At 67.3% G+C, this 22,113-nt stretch carries 23 protein-coding genes; 13 read left to right on the forward strand and 10 right to left on the reverse strand.

All coding sequences use genetic code 11. The features are described 5' to 3' along the window. Positions 1-246: 246 nt before the first annotated feature. Entirely contained in the window at positions 247-1,293 is a 1,047-nt protein-coding gene (gene hemE / locus IEW24_RS19580) for a uroporphyrinogen decarboxylase (protein WP_188581786.1), read from the reverse strand. Positions 1,294-1,635: 342 nt separating this feature from the next. Here hemE and IEW24_RS19585 point away from each other — a divergent pair, with 342 nt between their 5' ends. From IEW24_RS19585 to IEW24_RS19610, 6 genes are all read left to right on the forward strand, one after another. Beyond that, positions 1,636-2,490 carry a pyruvate, water dikinase regulatory protein gene (locus tag IEW24_RS19585; RefSeq protein ID WP_244644552.1) on the forward strand — a complete coding sequence of 285 codons (855 nt, stop codon included), beginning with the start codon at positions 1,636-1,638 and terminating at the stop codon, positions 2,488-2,490. A gap of 25 nt (positions 2,491-2,515) precedes the next feature. Then, positions 2,516-3,127, forward strand: a complete 612-nt coding sequence (locus IEW24_RS19590; RefSeq protein ID WP_188581791.1) for a Maf family protein — start codon at positions 2,516-2,518, stop codon at positions 3,125-3,127. After that, a complete protein-coding gene (locus IEW24_RS19595; protein ID WP_188581793.1) occupies positions 3,124-3,969 on the forward strand; it encodes a shikimate dehydrogenase in 846 nt (281 codons plus the stop codon). The genes IEW24_RS19590 and IEW24_RS19595 overlap by 4 nt, the downstream gene beginning before the upstream one ends. A 3-nt stretch (positions 3,970-3,972) precedes the next feature. Continuing rightward, positions 3,973-4,575, forward strand: coding sequence for a dephospho-CoA kinase (gene coaE, locus IEW24_RS19600; RefSeq protein ID WP_188581795.1), 603 nt, complete (start codon positions 3,973-3,975; stop codon positions 4,573-4,575). A gap of 8 nt (positions 4,576-4,583) precedes the next feature. After that, positions 4,584-5,318: a DNA polymerase III subunit epsilon gene (dnaQ, locus tag IEW24_RS19605; protein ID WP_188581796.1), complete on the forward strand. Its 735-nt coding sequence runs from the start codon at positions 4,584-4,586 to the stop codon at positions 5,316-5,318. 184 nt (positions 5,319-5,502) lie between these two features. After that, a complete protein-coding gene (locus IEW24_RS19610; RefSeq protein WP_188582117.1) occupies positions 5,503-6,804 on the forward strand; it encodes an SLC13 family permease in 1,302 nt (433 codons plus the stop codon). A gap of 26 nt (positions 6,805-6,830) precedes the next feature. On the opposite strand, the gene IEW24_RS19615 is transcribed toward IEW24_RS19610, so the two are convergent. From IEW24_RS19615 to IEW24_RS19625, 3 genes are read right to left on the reverse strand one after another with little or no spacing between them, the layout of a single operon-like run. After that, positions 6,831-7,469 carry a pentapeptide repeat-containing protein gene (locus tag IEW24_RS19615; protein WP_210324255.1) on the reverse strand — a complete coding sequence of 213 codons (639 nt, stop codon included), beginning with the start codon at positions 7,467-7,469 and terminating at the stop codon, positions 6,831-6,833. Positions 7,470-7,471: 2 nt separating this feature from the next. Then, the gene (locus IEW24_RS19620; protein ID WP_188581797.1) at positions 7,472-8,026 is read right to left on the reverse strand and encodes an ActR/PrrA/RegA family redox response regulator transcription factor; all 555 of its coding nucleotides are present in this window, start codon (positions 8,024-8,026) and stop codon (positions 7,472-7,474) included. 53 nt (positions 8,027-8,079) lie between these two features. Next, complete coding sequence (locus tag IEW24_RS19625; protein WP_188581799.1) at positions 8,080-9,444, reverse strand: ActS/PrrB/RegB family redox-sensitive histidine kinase; 1,365 nt, start codon at positions 9,442-9,444, stop codon at positions 8,080-8,082. Positions 9,445-9,831: 387 nt separating this feature from the next. Here IEW24_RS19625 and IEW24_RS19630 point away from each other — a divergent pair, with 387 nt between their 5' ends. Continuing rightward, on the forward strand, positions 9,832-11,145 hold the full coding sequence (locus tag IEW24_RS19630; RefSeq protein WP_188581801.1) for a polyhydroxyalkanoate depolymerase: 1,314 nt from the start codon (positions 9,832-9,834) through the stop codon (positions 11,143-11,145). A gap of 404 nt (positions 11,146-11,549) precedes the next feature. Next, a complete protein-coding gene (locus tag IEW24_RS19635; RefSeq protein ID WP_188581803.1) occupies positions 11,550-12,320 on the forward strand; it encodes a M48 family metallopeptidase in 771 nt (256 codons plus the stop codon). Between the two features lie 90 nt (positions 12,321-12,410). On the opposite strand, the gene IEW24_RS19640 is transcribed toward IEW24_RS19635, so the two are convergent. The 3 genes from IEW24_RS19640 to IEW24_RS19650 form a co-directional block, all read right to left on the reverse strand. Further along, positions 12,411-12,818, reverse strand: coding sequence for a DoxX family protein (locus IEW24_RS19640; RefSeq protein WP_188581805.1), 408 nt, complete (start codon positions 12,816-12,818; stop codon positions 12,411-12,413). Positions 12,819-13,109: 291 nt separating this feature from the next. Next, positions 13,110-14,198, reverse strand: a complete 1,089-nt coding sequence (locus IEW24_RS19645) for an AbrB family transcriptional regulator (protein WP_188581807.1) — start codon at positions 14,196-14,198, stop codon at positions 13,110-13,112. Between the two features lie 4 nt (positions 14,199-14,202). Further along, positions 14,203-15,372: a pyridoxal phosphate-dependent aminotransferase gene (locus tag IEW24_RS19650; protein ID WP_188582119.1), complete on the reverse strand. Its 1,170-nt coding sequence runs from the start codon at positions 15,370-15,372 to the stop codon at positions 14,203-14,205. A gap of 340 nt (positions 15,373-15,712) precedes the next feature. On the opposite strand from IEW24_RS19650, the gene IEW24_RS19655 reads away from it, so the two are divergent. From IEW24_RS19655 to IEW24_RS19665, 3 genes are all read left to right on the forward strand, one after another. Then, a complete protein-coding gene (locus IEW24_RS19655) occupies positions 15,713-16,303 on the forward strand; it encodes a malonic semialdehyde reductase (protein WP_188581809.1) in 591 nt (196 codons plus the stop codon). Positions 16,304-16,919: 616 nt separating this feature from the next. Beyond that, positions 16,920-18,530 (forward strand): FAD-dependent monooxygenase, encoded by a 1,611-nt coding sequence (locus IEW24_RS19660; protein ID WP_188581811.1) that lies wholly within the window; start codon positions 16,920-16,922, stop codon positions 18,528-18,530. After that, complete coding sequence (locus tag IEW24_RS19665; RefSeq protein ID WP_188581813.1) at positions 18,527-19,456, forward strand: SMP-30/gluconolactonase/LRE family protein; 930 nt, start codon at positions 18,527-18,529, stop codon at positions 19,454-19,456. Before IEW24_RS19660 ends, IEW24_RS19665 begins: the two co-directional genes overlap by 4 nt. 24 nt (positions 19,457-19,480) lie before the next feature. Here IEW24_RS19665 and IEW24_RS19670 read toward each other — a convergent pair whose 3' ends face one another. Beyond that, positions 19,481-19,918 (reverse strand): GlcG/HbpS family heme-binding protein, encoded by a 438-nt coding sequence (locus IEW24_RS19670; protein ID WP_188581815.1) that lies wholly within the window; start codon positions 19,916-19,918, stop codon positions 19,481-19,483. Between the two features lie 260 nt (positions 19,919-20,178). Here IEW24_RS19670 and IEW24_RS19675 point away from each other — a divergent pair, with 260 nt between their 5' ends. Further along, positions 20,179-20,559, forward strand: coding sequence for a VOC family protein (locus tag IEW24_RS19675; protein ID WP_188581817.1), 381 nt, complete (start codon positions 20,179-20,181; stop codon positions 20,557-20,559). A gap of 26 nt (positions 20,560-20,585) precedes the next feature. Here IEW24_RS19675 and IEW24_RS19680 read toward each other — a convergent pair whose 3' ends face one another. Continuing rightward, complete coding sequence (locus IEW24_RS19680) at positions 20,586-21,068, reverse strand: type II toxin-antitoxin system YhaV family toxin (protein ID WP_188581819.1); 483 nt, start codon at positions 21,066-21,068, stop codon at positions 20,586-20,588. A gap of 2 nt (positions 21,069-21,070) precedes the next feature. Then, positions 21,071-21,400 carry a type II toxin-antitoxin system PrlF family antitoxin gene (locus IEW24_RS19685; RefSeq protein WP_188581821.1) on the reverse strand — a complete coding sequence of 110 codons (330 nt, stop codon included), beginning with the start codon at positions 21,398-21,400 and terminating at the stop codon, positions 21,071-21,073. Between the two features lie 169 nt (positions 21,401-21,569). On the opposite strand from IEW24_RS19685, the gene IEW24_RS19690 reads away from it, so the two are divergent. Then, entirely contained in the window at positions 21,570-22,070 is a 501-nt protein-coding gene (locus IEW24_RS19690; RefSeq protein ID WP_188581823.1) for a universal stress protein, read from the forward strand. Positions 22,071-22,113: the final 43 nt, after the last annotated feature.

The raw sequence follows: 22,113 nt of genomic DNA on the forward strand, positions 1-22,113 counted from the left end.
GATCGGCTCGGATTGAGCCAATCCGAACCGTATATGCGCGCCTGAAACGTGCTCCAGCCGCCGGGCCTGCCCATCCGAGGCCGAAACCGAAGCTCGGAACTTAAGGGCAGTGGTCCGCCACCCGGCGGGCCATCAGTCAGCGCAGAAGACCGTCGGCGGCGATAGGGGACTCCGACGCGTCGTCCCCATCGTCCCCGTTATACCCGTTCCAGCCTGTGCGTGCCGTCACCGTGCGACGGCTAAGAGTCACAGCTTTTCCCGCGCCTTTTCCACAAGCTTTTCCACATGCGCGATGGGGGTCTCCGGCTTGATGCCGTGACCCAGATTCATGATGTGGGGAATGCCCTCAAAATCCCTGCGGATATTGAGAATCTGCTCTTCCAGCTGGGGGCCGCCGGCGATCAGCCGCAGGGGGTCCAGATTGCCCTGGATGGCGACCTTATCCCCAAGGCGGGCTTTTGCGGCCTTCCGGTCGACCGTCCAGTCGATGCCGATGCCGTTCAGCTTCAGATCGGCGATCTGTTCGAGGGCTTCCAGCGTGGCGCCGCGCGGAAAAGCGATGATCCGGGCGTTGCGATGGGTCTGGCGCAGACCGTTGACGATCTGGCGCAGCGGCCGGATGCACCAGCGCTCGAACATCTCCGGGTCCAGCACGCCGGCCCAGGTGTCGAAAATCTGCACCGCATCGGCGCCCGCATCGATCTGCGCGCCCAGATGCCGGATGGAGGCTTCCACCAGCCGGTCCATCAGCGCGTCGAACAGATCGGGATCCTTCAGCGCCATCATGCGCGCCGGCCCCTGATCGTCCGTGCCCCGACCGGCCACCATGTAGGTCGCCACCGTCCAGGGCGCGCCGCAGAAGCCGATCAGCGCGGTCTCATCCGGCAATTCGCCGGCCACGCGGGTGATGGCCTCGTAGACCGGCTGCACCTTCGCCGGGTCCAGCAGCTGGCGCAGATTGTCGATGCGATCGCGGGTGGTGATGGTCTCCAACCGAGGCCCTTCGCCGGCTTCGAAGCGCACGTCCACGCCGAGCGCGTGGGGAACCACGAGGATGTCCGAAAAGATGATGGCCGCATCAAAGCCGAAGCGGCGGATCGGCTGGAGCGTTACCTCGGCAGCCATTTCGGGATTGTAGCAGAGGGTGAGGAAATCGCCGGCCTTCGCTCGGACCTCGCGATATTCCGGCAGGTAGCGGCCAGCCTGCCGCATCATCCAGAGCGGGGGCGTCGGCTGTGCGAAGCCATCCAGCGTGTTCAGGAAGGGAGAGGCCTTCGCCCGCGGTTCGCTCATGCCCACACACACCCTTCTTAAAACCAGATTCTTTTAGAAATGAGAGTCTTTAGTGTCTTAAGCGTTGATTAACTATTCGCGCGGCGATCGACAACCGATCCACAGGCAGACACGAAAGCGCACCCCCATTCCAGACGCCGCGAACAGGGCTCTGGAGCCGGTTAACAAAAGGTTAACCATGCGCGTCCGGGCGCTATCCCCACTCGCCCACAGTGGACGGCGGATTCGTGTCCACACGAGTCTCTTTGTGGATGAGAATGCCCGTGATTCACCGGGTCAGCTTGCATGGGGGGTGAGGGCGTGTCTTCCTGCACATGCCGTCCACAGACCGGTGGAGAAGTCGTGACCGCCCCAGGCGCACCCCATCAGAACTACTTTCACCTGCATCTGGTTTCCGACTCGACCGGCGAAACGCTGATCAATGTCGGACGCGCCGCCTGCGCGCAGTATGTGAATGTGCTGCCCATCGAGCATGTCTATCCGCTGGTGCGCTCGCCCAAGCAGCTCGAACGGGTGCTGACCGAGATCGAGGCCTCACCCGGCATCGTGCTCTATACGCTGGTGGACAAGGATATCCGCGACCAGCTCAAGCGCCGCTGCACGGAACTGTCGGTGCCCTTCATGTCGGTGCTGGCGCCCGTGGTGCAGCTGTTCCAGTCCTATCTGGGCGGTGAGCCGCAGCCGCGCGTCGGCGGCCAGCACGCGCTGGATGCCACCTATTTCAAGCGCATCGATGCGCTGAACTACACGGTGGCCCATGACGACGGGCAGCTCTCCGACGATCTGGAAGAGGCGGATGTGATCCTGCTCGGCGTCTCCCGCACGTCGAAGACGCCGACCTCCATCTATCTCGCCAATCGCGGCATCAAGACCGCAAACATCCCGCTGGTGCCCAATGTGCCGGTGCCGCAGGCCATCGAGCGGCTGAGGAAGCCGCTGGTGGTGGGGCTGATCGCTTCTGCCGAGCGCATCGTCGAGATCCGCCAGAACCGGCTTCTGGGGCTGAACGCGCCGACCACCAATTCCTCTTATGTGGACCGCGAGGCGGTGTCGGAGGAACTGGCCAATTCCCGCCGCCTGTTCGCCCGCCACGGCTGGCCGCTGATCGACGTCACCCGCCGCTCCATCGAGGAAACGGCCGCCGCCATCATCGGCCATCTCTCCGAGCGGCGGCGGCAGAAGATCGTCGAGACGTGAGGCGGGCCACGGGGAGGGTTTGCGTATGAGCCTCTGGCGCGCGTCGGATCCGCTCCTGCTCGCCTCGCGCAGCGCTGCCCGGCTGGACATGCTGCGCAATGCCGGCCTCAGGGTGGAGGCGCGTCCGGTGGAGCTGGATGAGCGGGCCGTGGAAGACGAGGCCGTGCGGTCCGGCGCTGCGCCGGACGATGTGGCCCGCGTGCTGGCGCGCGAGAAGGCGCTGGCCGCCTCCCGCCTTGTGCCCGGCCGCGTGGTTTTGGGTGCGGACCAGACGCTGGCGGTGGCCGGCGGTGTTCTGCACAAGCCCGCGGACCTCGATGCCGCCCGCGATCAGCTGCGGAAACTCTCCGGCCGCGCCCATGTGCTGCATTCCGGCGTGGCGGTGGTGCGCGACGAGGAGGTGCTGTTCGAGGATGTGGATAGCGCCCGCCTGGTCATGCGCGATCTGTCCGAGGACTTTCTGGACAGCTACCTCGCCGAGGCCGGCCCACAGGTGATCTCGAGCGTCGGCGCGTACCAGATCGAAGGCCACGGCGTGCAGCTGTTCGAGGCTGTCGAGGGCAGTCATTTCACCATTCTTGGCCTGCCCCTGCTGAAGGTGCTGGCCTATTTCCGCAGCGAGGGCTGGGTAACGTGAAGCGCGTCGTCATCACCGGCCATCCGGTCGTCCATTCCCGTTCGCCCCTCGTGCATGGCTACTGGCTGAAGCAGCACGGCATAGAAGGCGAATACGGGTATCGCGATGTGCCCCCGGAGGAAGCGGCCGATTTCTATGCCCGCTTCGCCGAGCATGGCTTTGCGGGCTGCAACGTCACCATTCCCCACAAGGAGACCGCCTTCGCCGCGCTCGACGAGGCGGACGAGGTGGCCCGCGCGCTGGGCGTCGCCAATACGCTCTGGCTGGAAGACGGCAAGCTCTGCGGCGCGAACACCGACGCTCCCGGCTTCATCGACAATCTGGATGCTTCCGCTCCCGGCTGGGATGTCGACACCTCCACCGCTCTGGTGCTGGGTGCCGGCGGGGCATCGCGCGCGGTGATCTATGGCCTGCTGAAGCGCGGCTTCGACAAGGTGGTGCTGGCCAATCGCACCCTCGCGCGGGCCGAGGCGGTGGCGGCGCATTTCGGGCCGAAGGTGCTGCCCGTGGGCTGGGACCGGGTGCCCGGTTTCCTGCGCGATGCAAATGTGCTGGTGAACACCACCTCGCTCGGCATGAAGGGCCAGCCGCCGCTGGATCTCGACCTCTCCGCGCTGCGCGCCTCGGCGGTTGTGTCGGATGTGGTCTATGTTCCGCTGGAGACGCCGCTCCTGAAGGCCGCGAAGGCACAGGGGCTGCGCACGGTGGATGGGCTCGGCATGCTGCTGCATCAGGCGGTGCCCGGCTTCGAGCGCTGGTTCGGCGTGCGGCCGACCGTTGACGCGGGCCTGCGTGCGCTCATTGTGGAAGACCTGCGCGCCAAGGGCCAACTGGAGGCTTAAGCCATGTGGATCATCGGTCTCACCGGCTCCATCGGCATGGGCAAGTCCGCGACGGCGGGCCTGTTCCGGGAGGCGGGCGTACCGGTGCATGATGCGGACGCCGCCGTCCACGCCATGTATCGCGCCGAGGCCGTGGCCCCCGTGGAAGAGGCCTTTCCCGGCGTGACGCAGGATGGCGTCATCGACCGCGCCGAACTCTCAAAGCGCGTGCTGGATGATCCCGTGGCCATGCACAGGCTGGAGGCCATCGTGCATCCGCTGGTGCGGGCGCGCGAGACTGCCTTTCTGGAGAAGGCCCGTAAGGCCAATGCCCGCCTGGTGGTGCTGGACATCCCCCTGCTGTTCGAGGCGGGACGGGCGGAGGGCATGGATGCGATCTGTGTTGTCTCCGCGCCCGAAGCGGTGCAGAGGGAGCGGGTGCTCGCCCGCCCCGGCATGACCCCGGAGCGGTTCGAGGCCATCCTCAAGCGGCAGATGCCGGATGCGGAGAAGCGCCGCCGGGCGCATTTCATCATCGATACGGGACGGGGTTTTCCGGCCGCGCGGCATCAGGTGGACAGCCTGCTGCGAGGGCTCTCCGGGCCCGGACGCGGGAACAAAGGGTAGGTTTAAAAATGCGCGAGATCGTTCTCGATACCGAAACCACGGGCCTCGAAGCCAGCAAGGGCGACCGGGTGGTGGAAATCGGCTGCGTGGAGATGGTCAACCGCATCCTCACCGGCAACACCTACCACGTCTACATCAACCCCGAGCGCAACATGCCGGCGGAAGCCTTCGCGGTGCATGGGCTCTCGGAGGAGTTTCTCTCCGACAAGCCGAAGTTCGCGGAGGTCGCCGACGGCTTCCTCGACTTCATCGGCGAGGACACGCTGGTCATCCATAATGCGGCGTTCGACATCGGCTTCCTGAATGCCGAACTCGCCCGCATGGAGCGCACGCCCATCGCCCGTGACCGGGTGGTGGATACGGTGGCGCTCGCCCGCCGCAAGCATCCCGGCGCCTCCGCCAAGCTCGACGACCTCATGAAGCGCTACGGCATCGACGCCTCGCGCCGCGTGAAGCACGGCGCGTTGCTGGATTCCGAGCTGCTGGCCGAGGTCTATAGCGAACTGCTCGGCGGCCGGCAGGCCATGCTGGTGGGGCTCGCGGATGATGAGGACGGCGCGCCGCGTCTGGTGGTGGATGTGGTGGCTGCCCGCCAGCGCCCCGTCCCCCTGCCCCCGCGCCTGACGGCGGAAGAGATCGCCGTCAATCGCGAGTTCGTCTCGGGCATGGGCGACAAGGCGATCTGGAACCAGTATCTGGTGGACGAAGTCCGCGCCGCCGAGGCCGAAGCCGCCGGCGGCTGAGCGGGCTCTGGATACTGAGCACCCGATGTATTCCGGCCCGGAAACGCGATAGGCAAAGCCGTCCCGCTGCCGGGCCGTCGAGAGGTGCCTGATGTCCGCGATCCCTGCCGCCAGCCGTCCCGGCTTCTGGATCGTCCCCGGCCTCCTGCTCCTCGCCTCCGGTGCGCTCTATGCCCTCGGCCCCATGCTGGGCCTTGCGCCGCGCACTGCGCTCGGCGCCGCCATGGGCCTTTTGTGCATGGGCCTGTGGGCCAGCGCGGCGCTGCCGGAGATCGTCACCAGCTTCCTGTTCTTCGCGCTCGCAACCCTCACCGCCGTGGTGCCGCCGCCGGTGGTGTTCTCGGGCTTCGCGGCGTCTGCCTTCTGGCTGGTGTTGTCCGGCATGGTGGTGGGTCTTGCCATCGCGCGCACCGGCCTTGCCGCGCGCATCGCCTCCGCGCTGGCGGTGCCGCTCTCGCGCTCCTATCCGCGCCTGATCGCCGGCATCATCGCCATCGCTTATGGCCTGTCCTTCGTGATGCCCTCCAACATGGGCCGCATCGCCCTGCTGGTGCCGATCATGCTGGCCCTGTGCGACCGCATCGGCCTCGGGCCCGGCCGGCCGGGGCGCACGGGCGTCATCCTCGCGGTGGGCTTCGGCACCTTCCTGCTATCGGCGTCCATCCTGCCCGCCAATGTGCCGAACCTGGTCATGACCGGCGCCGCCGAGCAGCTCTACGGCCTGCATTTCGGCTATCTGCCCTATCTCGCTTTGCATGCGCCGGTGGTGGGGCTCGCGAAGGGCCTGCTGCTGATCGTCCTGATCGTGCGCCTGTTTCCCGATCGGCTCGACGGCACGCCGCCGGACGTCGTGGCCTCCAACCCGTGGAGCGCGGCGGAGAAGCGGCTCGCCGGCCTGCTGCTGCTGACGCTGGCGCTGTGGATGAGCGACAGCCTGCACCACATCTCCCCGGCCTGGGTGGGCGTGGCGGGGGCGGCGCTCTGCCTGATGCCTGGCCTCGGCGTGCTGCCGCCCGAGGCGTTCAACCAGATCAACATGCGCACCATCTTCTATGTGGCGGCGCTGCTGGGTCTCGTGGCGACCGTGAATGTCACCGGCGTCGGCGATGTGCTGGGCCATCGGCTGGCGGCGCTCATGCCGTTCGCGCCCGATGCACCGGCGGGCAATTTCGGGTTGCTGGTGGCGCTGGCGAGCGTCGTGTCGCTGGCGGCCACCGCCAATGGCGTGCCCGCTCTGCTCACCCCCATGGCGAAGGAATTATCCGCCGCCACCGGCTTCTCGCTGGAAGCCGTGGTGCTGACGCAGGTGATCGCCTTCTCCACCGTCGTGCTGCCCTATCAGGCGCCGCCGATCATCGTGGCGATGGAACTGGGCAAGGTCCGCCTCGCCGATGCCACCCGGCTCTCACTGGCGAGCGCCGGGCTGACATTTCTGGTGCTGGTGCCGCTGGATTATGGCTGGTGGCGGCTGCTGGGCGTGATCTGACGGGCGTGTGGGGGGAAGTCGCCCCCTCACCCCACCTTCAGCCCGAGCCCGCTCAACAGGTCCGCTGCCTGCGCCTTGGAGATGAGCGCGCCGCGGAAGCGGCCGGCGTCGGCCAGCTTCAGGCCGCCGAGATCGGCGCCGCGCAGGTCCGCCCCCTCGAAGCGGGCGCGGGTGACATTGGCCTCGCGCAGATTGCACCCGGTGAGCACCGCCAGCCGGAAGTCCGCCTCGGACAGATCGGCATCCTGAAAGTCCAGCCCGTCGAGATCCATCTTGCGGAAGGACAGGCCGCGCAATTGCGCATTCACCAGCAGGCAGCGGGCAAAGGTCAGCCCAAGCGTGGAGGCGGCGACGATCTGGATGCCGGTGAGCTTGCTCTCGGTGAAGCTGGCCGAGGCGAGTTTCGCCCGGTGGAAGGACGCATTGTTGAAATCGCAGCCGCGAAACGCCGTCTCGGTGAGATCGCAGGACGAAAAGTCGGCGCCCGGTCCACGGCAGCGCTCGAAGACGCAGCCCGAAAGATCGAGGGCGGACAGGTCCGCGCCGTGCAGCATCCAGCCGGAGAAGGCGACCGGGCCACCGGCGGCTTTGAGCGCCGCTTCCACGGCCTCGCGGTCGGCCCCGCCCGCTGGGGCGGCGGGGGTGGGCAATTGGGCGGATGTCACGATCAGCGCGGCGCGCGCTTGGCGAGGATACGCTGCAGGGTGCGGCGATGCATGGAGAGGCGGCGGGCGGTCTCGGAGACGTTGCGGCCGCAGAGTTCATACACGCGCTGGATATGCTCCCACCGCACGCGGTCGGCGGACATGGGGTTTTCCGGCGGGGTGGGCTTGTGGTCGCCATTGGCCATCAGCGCGGCCATCACGTCGTCCGCGTCGGCCGGCTTGGCCAGATAGTCCACGGCGCCCATCTTCACGGCGGTCACGGCGGTGGCGATGTTGCCATAGCCGGTCAGCACGATGGCGCGGGCATCGGCGCGGTGGCGATGCAGGGCTTCGATCACGTCGAGGCCAGTGCCGTCGCCGAGCCGCATGTCCACCACCGCATAGGCCGGGGCGGCCTGTTCCACCTGGGTCAGGCCCTCGGCCACGCTCTCGGCGGTGCTCACCTGAAAGCCGCGGGTTTCCATGGCGCGGGCGAGGCGCTGGAGGAAGGCGCGGTCGTCGTCGACGATGAGGACGGACCGCTCCACGGCGGCTTCGGGGATCTGCATGTCGGACATGTCACGGGTTCCTGTGGGCTTTTTTCCTGCCGGTCGGGCAGTTTCGAAATGGCTCAGTTCGTTTTTGCGCCTGTAGCAGGCGCCATGCGTTGATGTGACGCAAGGGTTGTATCGATCACCTCCGCGGCAGGGGCCTTGCGGTTCCATGAAATCCGCACTTCCGCCCCATGTTCGGGGGCCGGGCGGTTCTCCACCTGGAGGGTGGCGCCGGTGCGCTCAAGCAGGGTCTTGGCGATGAAGAAGCCGAGGCCGAGCCCGCTTTCACCGTCGCCATCGCCATCGGTCTTGGTGCGGGCTCTGCTGGTCACATAGGGCAGGCCGATGCGGTCGGAGACTTCCGGGGCGAAGCCCGGCCCGTCGTCGCGCACCAGCAGCTCCATGCGGTCCGGCGTCCAGCTGGCGCGGATCTCCACGCGCCCCTGCGCGAAGTCCACCGCATTCTCCACCAGATTGCCGAGGCCGTAGATGACGCCGGGGTTGCGGTCGAGCACCGGCTCGCCGGTGCGGTCCACGGGCAGTTCCACCGCCAGCTCCACGCCGAAATTGCGATGCGGCTCCACCACCTCCTCGATGAGCAGCGACAGCGGCATGCGGTCGAACGGGGCGTCCCCGGAGCCGAGCGAGGTGAGCTTGAGCAGGATATCGCGGCAGCGCCGCACCTGATCGCGCAGCAGCAGGATGTCTTCCGCCTGCGGGTCGTCGGGCTTGGTGGCCAGTTCCAGCTCCTTGACCACCAGGGCGATGGTGGCGAGCGGCGTGCCCAGCTCATGGGCGCAGGCGGCGGCGAGGCCGTCGAGCTGGGAGAGATGCTGCTCGCGGGCCAGCACCAGTTCGGTGGCGGCGAGCGCATCGGCCAGTTCGCGCGCTTCCTCCGCCACCCGCCACGAGTGCATGCCGATGAAGGCCACGGACACCGTCACCGCCACCCAGACGCCGGCCAGATACAGGTCCGGCATGGTGGGGGTGAGCACGCCGGCCCAGGGCAAGGGCAGATGCCAGAGGCCCACGAGGCCCGCGCAGGCCACCACGAAACAGCCGAGCGTCACCGTGGTGCGCCAGGTCAGGCCGGTGGCCGAGATCATCACCGGGGCGAGGTAGAGCAGTGAAAACGGGTTGGAAAGGCCGCCCGTGAGATAAAGCAAGGCGGTGAGCTGGAGCACGTCATAGGCGAGCAGCGGCCCGGCCGCATGGTCGGCCAGCCGGCGGGCGCCGGGAAATCTCAGCCGCAGCACTACGTTAACCAGCACCGACAATCCCACCACTGCGAGGCACCACAGCATGGGAACCGGAAAGCGAAGCAGAACGTAGACAACTACAAGAGCCGCCAACTGACCGGCAACCGCCAGCCAGCGCAGGCGGATGAGGGTGTCCAGCCGAAGTCCCAGTGAACGGGTGGGCGGCGTGAAAGGATGCTGCATGGATGTAATTCTCTCGCCTTATTCACCGCGCCGCCAGCCTTGGGCAAGCCATGACTGTTCACCTTCCTGCTGATACGCGGCCCCGTCTTTGGTCGTAATTGACCTCCCGCAACGCCGGGCTAGTCTTCGGCCCAGGGGGGAGCCATTGCTGGCCATGAAGGCACGCCGCTGCTACCAGCGCATTTGATGATTGCGCATTTGATGGCTGCGCACATGGCCGTGAACGATCGGCACCGCGGACCGGCCCGTGCGTACAGGACAGTGACACGAGACTGAACAGAACAAAGGCAAGGCGCCCCTTTCCGCAATCGCGCGTCCTGCATCCCGTGGGGTCCCCCAATCCGCACGGGGCGCAATTGCGTATCGCGGAAGAGACAAGGAAACCCCATGGCTGTCATTGGTGAATTCGTCGGCTCCGTCCGCCAGGAGGAAGACGACATCGCGCTCCAGTCCTCGCCGCTGTACTGGATGTACGAGATGAGCCATGCGGCGCTGAACCCGTCGCGCGCCATGGCCGGCATGAGCCGCCTGATGTTCCAGAACCCCATGAATCCGGTGGCCCACACCACCATGGGCAAGTCCATGGCCGCCGCGCTGGAGCTGTTCGAGCGCACCACCCGCCGTTACGGCAAGCCGGAATGGGGTCTCGACACCACGCTGGTGGGCGGCACCCGCGTGCCCGTGCACATCAATGAGGTGTGGTCGCGCCCCTTCTGCCGGCTGCTGCATTTCGAGCGCGAATTCACCCATCCGCCGCGCCGGCCGCAGCCGCGCCTGCTGGTGGTGGCGCCCATGTCCGGCCATTACGCCACCCTGCTGCGCGGCACGGTGGAAGCCTTCCTGCCCAATCACGACGTCTATGTCACCGACTGGTCCGACGCCAAGACCGTGCCCCTGAGCGCCGGCAGCTTCGGCCTCGATGATTACGTGGACACCCTCATCTCCATCTTCCACCACCTCGGCGGCGACTGCCACGTGCTGGCGGTGTGCCAGCCGGCGGTTCCGGTGATGATGGCCATGGCGCGCATGGAGATGGAGCAGGATCCCTATACGCCCAAGTCCATGATCCTCATGGGCGGCCCCATCGACACGCGCGAGCATCCCACCGCCGTGAACCAGCTGGCCATGGACAAGGGCATCGACTTCTTCCGCCGCAACGTCATCACCCAGGTGCCGTGGCCGCACGAGGGGGCGATGCGCAATGTCTATCCGGGCTTCCTGCAGCTGACCGGCTTCATGTCCATGAATCTGGATCGGCACCTGAAGGCCCATTACGACCTGTTCCGCCATCTGGTGCAGGGCGATGGCGACAGCGCCGAGAAGCATCGCGAGTTCTATGACGAATATCTCGCGGTCATGGATCTCGACGCGAAATTCTATCTGGAGACGGTGGAGAGCGTCTTCATCACCCATGCCCTGCCCAAGGGCGAGATGCTGCACCATGGCGAGAAGCTGCGCACCGATGCGATCTCGCGCGTGGCGCTGATGACGGTGGAAGGCGAGAAGGACGACATTTCCGGCGTCGGCCAGACGCAGGCGGCCCATCGCCTGTGCCCGCACATCCCGGAGGAGAAACGGGCGCATTATCTCCAGCCGGGCGTGGGCCATTACGGCGTGTTCAACGGCTCGCGCTTCCGCTCCGAGATCCAGCCGCGCATCCAGGATTTCATCCTCTCGCAGGAGCGCCCCCGCAAGGGCTGAGCTGGTGGGGTGTTCCCTGCCACTCTTTAAACAGAACAACCGTCATGGCCGGGCTTGTCCCGGCCATCCACGCCGTGCCGACGGTGCAGACCTCCGAGAACTGATCACAGCGGAACCGCGTGGATACCCGGGACAAGCCCGGGTATGACGTTGCTTTGTGAGGAAGATGTCGTCCTGCTCGAAACAGGCACCGGCCTCCCCCTACGTCATCCTTCGCACCCCTCCCCATCCCCGCATTTCCCCCGCCGGGGCAACAATTGTGAGTGGCGGGGCGGCCGGAAACCGACCAAGATTGCAAGCGAATCTGCGAGGCTCCACCGCCCGGCCTTTTCAACCGGGTGCGTGGAGTTCGTTGCTCTCTTGATGGGCCGGGCGCCATGAGGGCGTCCGAGGGGTTGCCGGACATGCTGTTCCGCCGACGTGACACGCCGCCCCCGCCTCCACCCCGTCCGCCCCGTGGCGGCGAATGGGTGGAACTGGCGCTGGACGCCGAAACGCTGAAAGTCGAAATCCGCCGCCATCCCACAGCGCAGCGCCTGACGCTGCGCGTGCGCGCCGCCTCGCGCGACGTGACGCTCACCGCCCCGCCGCACGTCTCCTATGCCGCCGCCGCCACCTTCGTGCAGCGCCACCGCGAATGGGTGCGCGTGCGCCTCGGGCGGCTGCCGGAGGGCGTGCCCTTCGTGGATGGCGCCATCATTCCGCTACGCGGCGAACCGCACCGCATCTGCCACGTGCCCGAGGCGCGCGGCACGGTTTGGGAAGCCGAGAGCGATGACGGCGAGAAGCTGCTGTGCGTGGCCGGCGACGAGCCGCATGTGGCGCGGCGGGTGGCGGATTATCTCAAGCGCCTCGCCAAGGCGGACTTCACCGAGGCCAGCCGGCGCCATGCCGCCGCGCTGAAGGTGGAGATCGGCCGCATCACGTTGCGCGACACGTCGAGCCGCTGGGGCTCCTGCTCGTCGGACGGCGACCTGTCCTATTCGTGGCGGCTGATCCTCGCGCCCGGCTGGGTGCTGGATTATCTGGCCGCCCATGAATGCTGCCACCGGCTGGAGATGAACCACTCACCGCGCTACTGGCGCCTCGTGGAGAGCATCTATCCCGAGCGCCGTGCGGCGGAGGCGTGGCTGCGGGCCAACGGTGCGGGTCTGCATCGCTACGGGGCGGAATAGGCTCCGGCGGATTCCAACTCATTGATGGAGCCTGTTCGGCTCTGAAACAGAACGGCCCGCCGTGAGGCGGGCCGTTTTCGTATGGGGGCGTCAGTATTTGCCGTTGCCCAGCGAGAAGCGGCCGGAGCCGGAGACGAAGTAGAACATCATGCCACCGGTGATGGCCGCGTTCTTCAGGAACTGCGTGCGCTGGGCGAGCTGGGCCGCCTCATCGGTGAAGGTCCAGAAGTTGTGCGAGATCAGCGCCGCCACGAGGCAGAAGCCACCCACGACCACGGCGGTGATGCGCGGCGCAAGGCCGAGGATCAGCAGGATGGGGCCGACGATCTCGGCGGCGGCGCCCAGGATGGCCAGGATTTCCGGGAAGGGCACGCCCTTGCCGGCCAGCATGCCGGTGAAGCCAGCCAGATTCATCGCCTTGCCGACGCCCGAGGGCAGGAACAGGGCGGCTACCAACAGCCGGCCCACGAGGCGCGCCAGATCGTCCAGAGCTTGCATGATCTTCAACCTTTTCGTTCGAGGCCCCAAGCACCGCTTGGTATGGGTCGCTTGTTGCGGGCCGCATGTTGTTGGGTTTCACGCGATGAGTGGGTCACTGACGGCAGGGCCGGCCTTGAATTGAGCCCATCGGATGTCCGCAACGTCAACTGCCCGGAAAGAGGGAAGCTTCCCCGGCGTCGTGCTGCGGCGCGGCATGTGCCGTGCGTCGCCCCTCCGTGGCAAGCGGTCTTCCCTACACAAAGCGTTGATGCACAAGGACGTGTGGACGCAACCGAGGCTGCCGCTACGTCACTCCCCCGGCTGCTTGATCTCGTCCGTCCGTTCCCGCTCGCCCCGCGTCAGCGAGAACAGCAGGTGCGCGGAGAGCGGCAGGGCGATGGACAGGCCGGTGAATCGGAACAGGTGGTGCGCGCTCATGAAGGCGGGGTCATAGCCCAGCGCGAAGCCGAGCGCGGTCATGGTCTCCAGCGCGCCGGGGGCGAAGGCCGTCACCATCTTGCCGGTGTCCTCGCCGGTCACGGCCGCCGCCGCCACCGCGAAGGCGACCGAGATCGCCATGCCCACGGCGAAGCCGCCCAGAGAGGCGATGACGCTCTCGCGCAGGGTGGCAAACCGCGTGCCCTCGAAGCGGATGCCCACCGTGGTGCCCAGCACCACGAAGGCGGGAATGAGCATCAGCGCCGGAATATGCGCCGTGCTGAGGCCGGTGAGATGGAGCGCCGCGCTGCCGCCCATGGCGCCCAGCAGCAGCCCGCCCGGCACCTTCAGCCACTCGAACACGAGGCCCGCCGCCCCGCTCGCCAGCAGCAGCAAGGCGATGCCGAGCCACGGCCCGTCTTCCGGCGGCACGGGGGTGACGCCGGGCTCAAGGCCCGCCGCATGCAGCAGGTTGGGCAGCGCCGCCACCAGCAGGAACAGCCGCACCCCCTGGGCAAAGGCCACCTTGCGCATGTCGGCGGTGGTGGTCTCGGCCATGGCGATCACGGCGGAGAGCGCGCCGGGGGCGGAGGCATAGAGGGCGGTCGCCATGTCCCAGCCGGCCATGCGGCGGAAATAGAGCGTGCAGCCAGCCACCACCGCCGCCACGCTGAGCGCAAGGAAGGCCATGCTGATGGGCCATGCGGCCGCCTGCTTGAGTGCATCCGGGGTAAGCGCGCCGCCCATGGAGGCACCGAGCACCACGAAGGTAAGACCCCGCAGCGGGTCCGGCACGGCGAGCGGCTTTCCCGCCACCGCCCAGATGGAGGTCGCCACCAGCGCGCCGGACATCCAGGGCGCCGGCAGATCGAGCCAGGCGAACAGCGCCCCGCCCGCTCCACCGAGCACGACGGTGAGGACGGCGGCCTGAAGCCGCCGCAGGTCCAGCCCGGCCGCCATCCCGTCAGTTCTGGCGTTCGAGCCAGGTGACGAGGCGTTTCGTGGCCTCGGTGAGCTGGGCTTCGCCGCGGGCGTAGCACAGGCGCAGGAAGCGCTCGCCGCCGGGGCCGAAGGCGGTGCCGGGCGCAAGGCCGATATTGGCCTCGTCGACAAGCCGCAGCGCCAGCGCCCTCACGTCGTCATAGCCGGGCACGGACATGAACAGATAGAAGGCGCCCTTCGGCTTCACGAGGTCCACCTTGCCGGTGGCGATCAGCGGGTCGGCCACCAGATCGCAGCCCTTGCGGGCGCGGGCGATCTGCTCGGCGACGAAGGGCTCGCCCTGCTCCAGCGCCGCGATGGCGCCGCGCTGCATGAAGGGGGCGACGCCGGAGGTGGAGAACTGCACGAGGTTCTCGATGATCTGGCCCAGCGCGGGCGGGGCCTCGATCCAGCCGATGCGCCAGCCGGTCATGGCCCAGTTCTTCGAGAAGGTCTGCACGAACAGGATGTGGTCGTCCGGCTCCATGATGTCGTGGAAGGACGGCGCCCGGCCCTCCTCGCCATAATAGAAGCGGCCGTAGATCTCGTCGGCCACGATCCACAGCCCCTTGGCGCGGGCGAGGTCCAGCATGGTCTGGAGATCCTCGCGGCTGGCCACGAAGCCGGTGGGATTGGCCGGGGTGTTGAGGAAGATGGCGCGGGTACGCGGGGTGATCGCATCGGCGATGCGGTCGAAATCCAGCGAGAAGCCGGTCTGCTCATCATAGCCGAAGGGCACGAACACCGGCTTGGCGCCGCGCGTCATGGCGGCGGCGGCCGCGTTCGGCCATGCGGGCGTGGGGATGATCACCTCGTCGCCGGCGGCCAGCGCGATGTTGAAGGCGATGTTGATGGCCTGCATGCCCGAGCCGCAGACGAAGAAGCGCTCCGGCGTTTCCGGAATGCCGTAGAGCTTCGACATGTAGCGGGCGATGGACTGGCGCAGCTCCGGGATGCCGCGCTGCCAGGTGTAGAAGGTCTGCCCACCGTGCAGCGCCTCGGCGGCCGCATCGCAGATGAAGGACGGGGTCGGCAGGTCGCCCTCGCCCACCCACATGGGGATCATGCCCTCGCGGGTGCGGCCATAATTGACCACCTCGACGATGCCGCTCTGCGGCAAGGCGGCCACATGGGCGGCCACCTGCCGCAGCATGCGGTCGCTGGAAGCGGCGAGGGCGGGATCGGCGGACGCGGGCGCAAGGCGCGAAACGGCTGTCATGGTCACTCTTCGGCACGGCGACAAATCAGTGCGGGAACCATAGACCGCTTCGCCCCGCAGCGCTCATCAATTGGCGTGGGGAATGATCGCTTCCGGTGATGGAAAGGCGCCTGTTCCGCAAGTTACTTGCAGGAAACCTCTTGTCTCTTTGCATTGATGCATACGAATTTTGCACCGCAGCGGCTTGCCCCAGCCGCCCACGGGTCTACATCCATTGCCCAAGCGGTGTCCTCCCCGGCACCCTTCCCTAAAGTCAATTCCAGAAGGCTTTCCCATGACTTACAAGATCGATCAGGCAGCGCTCGACACGCTGTTCCTGAAGGCGCGCTCGCAGAATGGCTGGACCTCGGAGCCGGTGACGGACGCCGAGCTGAAGGCGCTGTACGACCTCTATGTCTACGGCCCCACCTCGGCCAACACCCAGCCTGCCCGCCTCGTCTTCGTGAAGTCCGAGGAAGCCAAGGCCCGCCTGCAGCCGCTGCTGTCCGAAGGCAACCAGAAGGCCATGGCGGCGCCGGTGATCGCGCTCATCGGCTATGACCTGGAATTCTACGAGAAGATCCCGCAGCTGTTCCCGCACAATCCCGGCTTCAAGGATCTGTTCCTGAAGAACCCCGGCATGGTGGAGCCGCACGCCTTCCGCAATTCCTCGCTTCAGGGCGCCTATCTGATCCTTGCCGCCCGCGCGGTGGGCCTGGATGTGGGCCCCATGTCCGGCTTCAACGCGCCGGCCGTGGACGAGGCATTCTTCGCCGGCACCAAGATCAAGACCAACTTCATCTGCGCGCTCGGCCATGGCGAGCCGTCCAAGGTGTTCGACCGCCTGCCGCGCCTGCCCTTCGAAGAGGGCGCGAAGATCGTCTGATCTTCCCCGCTGCCGAAAGACAAAGCCGTCGCCGGGCACCCCCGGCGGCGGCTTTTTATTGGCGTATGAGGCGACTATCGAGCCAAGAAATAGCTTGTTGGTGATCCAAGCGTCTGAAATCACCTACTCCAGTGATTTCCAAAACGACTATTCCATCATTGTCATCAATCGCACCAACTCCAAGCAGGGCATTGATGACACCCCGAGGGCTCAGGGGTGTCTGGATGATCCAGAATGAGAGCAGCGGCCAGCAGAAATCGACGCCCGATCTAAGCGCATTGTGAATCCGCTGATAGTCAGCCGATGTTTCCGCCGTGCGGAGATCATAACTAACCACGTACCAAGCCATGGCATTTACCTCGGGTTGAAGGATAATCTTACTACTACCCGATTCTCGGCTGCCTCTCAAAGGTTTGTTCACTTTTCGTTCGGTGTGCGATCGCTTGTTGATTGGGCCTCGGCCTATCAGCCCTTTGGCAGTGGGCGCATCCGAACGGTTGATCTTGAGCTTGTCCCCGCCTCGGGCATGATGGCTGATCTGGACTAGGGGGCGAGAGGCGGATGAACGGGTCAGATTGAAATCTGCCCCGATCCGGCTCTCGGGGGAGAAATCGCCGTGACCGATGTTGCCGTTCTCGTGGTGGGCGCAGGCCCCACCGGTCTGCTGCTGGCTGCTGAGCTGAAGCGCCGCAATGTGGATGTCCTGCTCATCGACGCCCATGACGCGCCGCTCGCCTGGGACCGCGCCACCGTGGTGCATCCCCGCTCCATCGAGCTGTTCGATGCCCTCGGCATTTCCGAACCCCTGCTCGCGGCAGGCGTGCCGCAGCGGCTTGCCCGCATCCATTCCCACGGCGCGCTGCTGGGCGACATCGATCTCTCGCTCTCCGGCAGCCGCTATCCGTTCAATCTCGGCCTCTCCGAGGAAGTCACCGAGCGCATTCTCAACGATCATCTGGAAGCGCTCGGTGGCAGCGTCACCCGCGCCACCCGGCTGGTGGATCTGGCCGAGGATGCCGATGGCGTCACCGCCACGCTGGAAAGCGGCGGCGTGCAGCGGCAGGTGCGGGCGCGCTGGGTGGTGGGGTGCGACGGCTTCCGCAGCACCGTGCGCACATTGGCCGGCATCGGGCAGGAGGGCGAGGCCATCGAGGAGCCGTGGGCGGTGTTCGACGCCACTATCCCCGACTGGCCGCACACCCATGAGGCCAACTTCGCCTTCCTTGATGAGCCGCCGGTCATCCTCACCAGCCTGCCCGACAGGCGCTGGCGCGCCTATCTGCGCCCCTCGGCGCAGGATAGCGACCTCGTGGCCGACGTCCTCGCGACGCTCGCCCCCTATCTGCCGGGCATCCGCTTCGCGGACGTCACCAATCCCACCCGCTTCCGCTGCCATTCCAAAGTGGCGCAGGCCTATCGCGCCGGCCGCCTGCTGCTGGCGGGGGATGCCGCCCACACCTGCAGCCCGGTGCAGGGCCACGGCATGAACAGCGGCCTGCAGGATGCCTGGAATCTGGGCTGGAAGCTGGCGCTGGTGGCGAACGGCCTGTGCGCCGACAGCCTGCTGGACAGCTATGAAGCCGAGCGCCGGCCGGTGGCGCAGAAGATCGTCGCCTCCGGCAGCGAAGCCGACAGCGCCATGCTGATGAACGAGGCCGGCCGCCTCGCCCGCAACGCTGCCATCCGCGATGCCTTTTCCGATCCCGCCACGCGCCATCAGGAGGCGGTGGCCGAGGCCGAACTGGACATCGACTATGGCGCCTCACCCATCGTGGTGCCGGGCGGCATCCTGCTGCCCACCGCCGGGCAGGCGCTGCCGGCGCCGCTGGAAATCCGCCCCGCCGACGGCATGCGCGCCGTGCTGCGCGGGCTGTATCATCGCCCCGGACATACAGTGCTGCTGGTGGGCAGCACGACGGTCGCCGTGGCGGACCTCACCACCCTCCAGCAGGCCCTCTCCGCGCAGATGGACGGAACCCTGTTCGAAGCCAGCTTCGCGCTCACCGCCCATGGGCCGGGGGCGCACGGGCATGCGGGCATCGACCCCTCCACCGCCGACCGGCTGGGGATCGGCGGCATCACCCTGTTCGTGGTGCGCCCGGATGGCTATCTGGGGCTGCGGACCGAGGATGACCACGCGGCGGCGCTTCTCGCCTATGCCGCCCGGCTCGGGGCGGGTGCGCCTGCGGCTGCCGCCGTCGAGCTATCCGCCGGGACCGCCGCATGAGCGGTTTCCAGACGAGCGGTTTTGAGATCAGGGATCCGCGCGGGGGCAGGGTCGTCATCGGCCATGCCCAGCTGGAACAGCTGTGGACGGGCGGGCGCTGGCTGGAAGGCCCGGCCTATTTTCCGGCCGGCCGCTATCTCGTTTTCTCCGACATTCCCAACGACCGGATGATGCGCTTCGACGAGACCTCCGGCGCGGTGTCGGAGTTTCGTGCGCCCGCGCTCAACAGCAACGGCAATACGGTGGATCGCGAGGGCCGGCTCGTCACCTGCGAGCATCGCGGCCGGCGCGTCAGCCGCACCGGCTTCGACGGGCGGGTGGTGACGCTGGCCAGCCACTTTCAGGGCCGGCGGCTCAACTCGCCCAATGATGTGGTGGTGCGCTCGGACGGCTCGCTCTGGTTCAGTGATCCCACCTATGGCATCGACAGCGAATATTGGGGCGATGCCGCCTCCTCCGAGATCGGCCGCCAGTGCGTCTATCGCCTCGACCCCCTGACCGGGACGCTGGCGGCGGTCGTCACCGACTGCGTGCAGCCCAACGGGCTCGCCTTCTCGCCGGACGAGAGCATCCTCTATGTGAGCGATACCGGGGCCAGCCACGTGCCCGCCCATCCGCGCGCCATCCACGCCTATGACGTGGGGCCGGACGGCAGCCTCACCAACGGCCGCGTCTTCGCCACCCAGACGGACGGTTTCTACGACGGCGTGCGCTGCGACACCGCCGGCAACGTCTGGTCCACGGCGCTCAGGGCGATCCATTGCTACGCGCCGGACGGGCGCCTGATCGCGGTGCTGCCCCTGCCGGAGCGGGTGGCGAACCTGTGCTTCGGCGGCCTGAAGCGGAACCGCCTGTTCATCACCGCGCAGGCCTCGCTCTTCGCCATCTATGTGAATGTGCAGGGCGCGCTCCGGCCCACGGCCTGAAAGCGCGCCCCGCGCGGAAGAGGCTCAGTCCTGGCCGGGATCGGAGGTGAGGCCGGCGGCGGCGATGCCGGCCACCGCGCAGGCCTCGTCATTGTCCGAGGTGTCGCCGGAGATGCCGACCACGCCCATCACCTTGCCGTCCTTGTCGCGGATCAGCACGCCGCCGGGCACCGGCACGAGGCTGCCGCCGGTGGCGGCGGTGGCGGCGGCGATGAAGAAGGGCTGGTCCTTGGCGCGGCGGAACAGCGAGCGCGAGCCGGTGCCCAGCGCCAGCGCGCCATTGGCCTTGCCGAGCGCGATCTCGCCGCGCTTCAGGCTGGTGCCGTCCTGCGAGGCGAACGCCTTCAGCGCGCCGCGTCCGTCGAGCACGGCGACCGCCAGCGGGCTGAGCTGAAGGGCGGTGGCCTTCTCCAGCGCGGCGGCGAGGATGGTCTGGGCCTGGGCAAGGGAAAGATCGGACATGGGGCCTCCAAGGAGATGAATGCGCGGAGCCGATGGCACGGGCGCCCCGCAAGGCCGATGTAGACCATCGCGCGGCCGGGCGCGACCTTGGGCGTGACTTTCGCGGTCGCGGCGGCTGCCCTCGCGCTTCCCACAGCGAAGACCGCGCCGAAAACGCCGGGGTGCTGTAAAAGGAGCGACTCGGATCGCGCCTGAACAGAGCGGCCGGGCAGATCAGGCACCGCGGAAACCGGCGCCAAGGGTGTTCGAGGGGAAGCGCCGTGAATCACACCAGCAACGTCATGCTTTATGTGCGCGACATGGCAGCGAGCCGGCGCTTCTACTCCGCCTTGCTGGGGCGTGAGCCGGTGGAGGATGCCGGCCACTTCGTGCTGTTCGTGCTGACCTCGGGCCTGCGCCTCGGCCTGTGGAGCCGGGACGTGGTGGAGCCGACGCCGGTGGTGGAGGGTGGCGCCAGCGAGATCGGCTTCCGGTTGCAGGACACGGCCCTCGTGGACGAGACCCATGCCAGCTGGGTGCGCAAGGGCGCGCGGATCGCCTTGCCGCCCACCGACCTTCATTTCGGCCGCAGCTTCGTCGCCCTCGACCCCGACGGCCACCGCCTGCGCGTCTACGCCATGAGCGAGACGCTGGGGGCGTGAGCGAAGCGCGGGGGGCGTGAGGGCCGTCAGTCCTGCGTCCTGCTCCGTCCGCGCACGGCATGGCCGGATGCCACCGCCTTCAGCAGCGCGTCCCAGCTGTCGGGCGGATTGCCGGTGTCGAGCATGCCTTTGAAGACCGCATAAGCGTCGGTCTTCGATCCATAGGTGCGCAGGGAATTCTCGTCGTTCACCCAGGCGAAGATGATGACCTTGGCCCTGCTGTCATAGCGGAAGAACAGCCGGAACCGACCATTGCCGAACTTGACCCGGAACCAGTGCTTTCGCGACGGGCCGAGGGTCGTACCCTGCCGATAGTCCGCTCTGGCGGGATCCTGCGGCACCGTCACGAACATGGCGGTGTGGATGGCCTTGAGCGTCTTTGCGTTTGCCTTTCGCCCGTAGCCTTCGGGATCCTTCGCCTTGTCCGCTTCCACGGCGGCGGTCAGCCTCTCGATCTGCGCGAGAAGCAGCGGATGGGCATAGAGGGCCCAGCCGTTGACGGTCATCATGGTCAAAGGTCGACCGGACCGTCGATGGCCTCATCGAAATCCACGTCGGTGCCCGCAGTCAGCTCCGCCATGCGTTGCGCCAGCGCGGGTGGGAATGCCGCGATGATCTGCGGATTGCGAGCCATGTCCTCGGCGAGCAGGCCGAGGAAGCCGGCCACGACGGGATCGTCCTCCGCCGTCTCCACGCGGCGCACGGTGACGGTGCCCCGAGGAGAGACGACGAAAGCGATCTCGTCGCCCGCATCGACGCCAAGCGCCTGACGCACGGCCTTGGGCACGGTCGTCTGCCCCTTGGCGGTGATCTTGCTGCGTTCCTCGACAAGCGTGCCCATGGCATCCTCCATCCGAGGCTCATGCCGAAAATCTAGGGTGTATCTGGGTCTAAATGTAAGGAATTATCCTTACCCTCGCAAGGGAGATGGATGACTGGTGCGGGCCGGCTGTCCCTGCCGGCCCGCCCGTGCCACCATCGCGCAGCTGACTTGAACCTGTCCCGAGCCCATGCCCATTCAGAAGCGCCTTAGCCACGAGCCGGGCCACCGCCGCAAATTCCTGGTGATGGTGGACGACACGCCGGAATGCGACCGCGCCGTCTATTACGCCGCCCGCCGGGCCGCCCGTACCCGTGGCGGGCTGGTGCTCCTCGCGGTGCTGGAGATGGAGGACGCCCACCAGCAATGGCTCGGCGTCGCCGATCTCATGCGCGCGGAGGCCACCGACGAGGCCCAGCGACGCATCGACGATTACACCGCCCGCGCCCGGCAGGTGGCGGGCATCACGGCGGAGGGCGTCATCCGCGAGGGCGGCCGGGTGCAGGTGCTGCAGCAGATCATCGCCGAGGATCGCGACATCGCCATTCTGGTTCTGGCCGCCGGGCTCCATCGCGAGGGGCCGGGGCCGCTGGTGGCGGCGCTGGGCGGCATGCAATCGGCGGCTTTCCCCATTCCCATCACCATCGTGCCCGGCGCCCTCTCCGATGAGGAACTCGACGCCATGGCGTGACGGCTGGCGCGGCGCAGGGCCATGCGCCAGACTGCCACTGACG

The organism is Azorhizobium oxalatiphilum, assembly GCF_014635325.1.
Classification (GTDB): domain Bacteria; phylum Pseudomonadota; class Alphaproteobacteria; order Rhizobiales; family Xanthobacteraceae; genus Azorhizobium; species Azorhizobium oxalatiphilum.

What these genes read in the sequence shown, in the direction of transcription:
- hemE (WP_188581786.1), bottom strand. Translation starts at nt 1,293, where the DNA reads ATGAGCGAACCGCGGGCGAAGGCCTCTCCCTTCCTGAACACGCTGGAT.
- IEW24_RS19590 (WP_188581791.1), top strand. Translation starts at nt 2,516, where the DNA reads ATGAGCCTCTGGCGCGCGTCGGATCCGCTCCTGCTCGCCTCGCGCAGC.
- coaE (WP_188581795.1), top strand. Translation starts at nt 3,973, where the DNA reads ATGTGGATCATCGGTCTCACCGGCTCCATCGGCATGGGCAAGTCCGCG.
- dnaQ (WP_188581796.1), top strand. Translation starts at nt 4,584, where the DNA reads ATGCGCGAGATCGTTCTCGATACCGAAACCACGGGCCTCGAAGCCAGC.
- IEW24_RS19610 (WP_188582117.1), top strand. Translation starts at nt 5,503, where the DNA reads ATGCTGGGCCTTGCGCCGCGCACTGCGCTCGGCGCCGCCATGGGCCTT.
- IEW24_RS19620 (WP_188581797.1), bottom strand. Translation starts at nt 8,026, where the DNA reads ATGTCCGACATGCAGATCCCCGAAGCCGCCGTGGAGCGGTCCGTCCTC.
- IEW24_RS19625 (WP_188581799.1), bottom strand. Translation starts at nt 9,444, where the DNA reads ATGCAGCATCCTTTCACGCCGCCCACCCGTTCACTGGGACTTCGGCTG.
- IEW24_RS19630 (WP_188581801.1), top strand. Translation starts at nt 9,832, where the DNA reads ATGGCTGTCATTGGTGAATTCGTCGGCTCCGTCCGCCAGGAGGAAGAC.
- IEW24_RS19635 (WP_188581803.1), top strand. Translation starts at nt 11,550, where the DNA reads ATGCTGTTCCGCCGACGTGACACGCCGCCCCCGCCTCCACCCCGTCCG.
- IEW24_RS19640 (WP_188581805.1), bottom strand. Translation starts at nt 12,818, where the DNA reads ATGCAAGCTCTGGACGATCTGGCGCGCCTCGTGGGCCGGCTGTTGGTA.
- IEW24_RS19645 (WP_188581807.1), bottom strand. Translation starts at nt 14,198, where the DNA reads ATGGCGGCCGGGCTGGACCTGCGGCGGCTTCAGGCCGCCGTCCTCACC.
- IEW24_RS19650 (WP_188582119.1), bottom strand. Translation starts at nt 15,372, where the DNA reads ATGCTGCGGCAGGTGGCCGCCCATGTGGCCGCCTTGCCGCAGAGCGGC.
- IEW24_RS19655 (WP_188581809.1), top strand. Translation starts at nt 15,713, where the DNA reads ATGACTTACAAGATCGATCAGGCAGCGCTCGACACGCTGTTCCTGAAG.
- IEW24_RS19665 (WP_188581813.1), top strand. Translation starts at nt 18,527, where the DNA reads ATGAGCGGTTTCCAGACGAGCGGTTTTGAGATCAGGGATCCGCGCGGG.
- IEW24_RS19670 (WP_188581815.1), bottom strand. Translation starts at nt 19,918, where the DNA reads ATGTCCGATCTTTCCCTTGCCCAGGCCCAGACCATCCTCGCCGCCGCG.
- IEW24_RS19680 (WP_188581819.1), bottom strand. Translation starts at nt 21,068, where the DNA reads ATGATGACCGTCAACGGCTGGGCCCTCTATGCCCATCCGCTGCTTCTC.
- IEW24_RS19685 (WP_188581821.1), bottom strand. Translation starts at nt 21,400, where the DNA reads ATGGGCACGCTTGTCGAGGAACGCAGCAAGATCACCGCCAAGGGGCAG.
- IEW24_RS19690 (WP_188581823.1), top strand. Translation starts at nt 21,570, where the DNA reads ATGCCCATTCAGAAGCGCCTTAGCCACGAGCCGGGCCACCGCCGCAAA.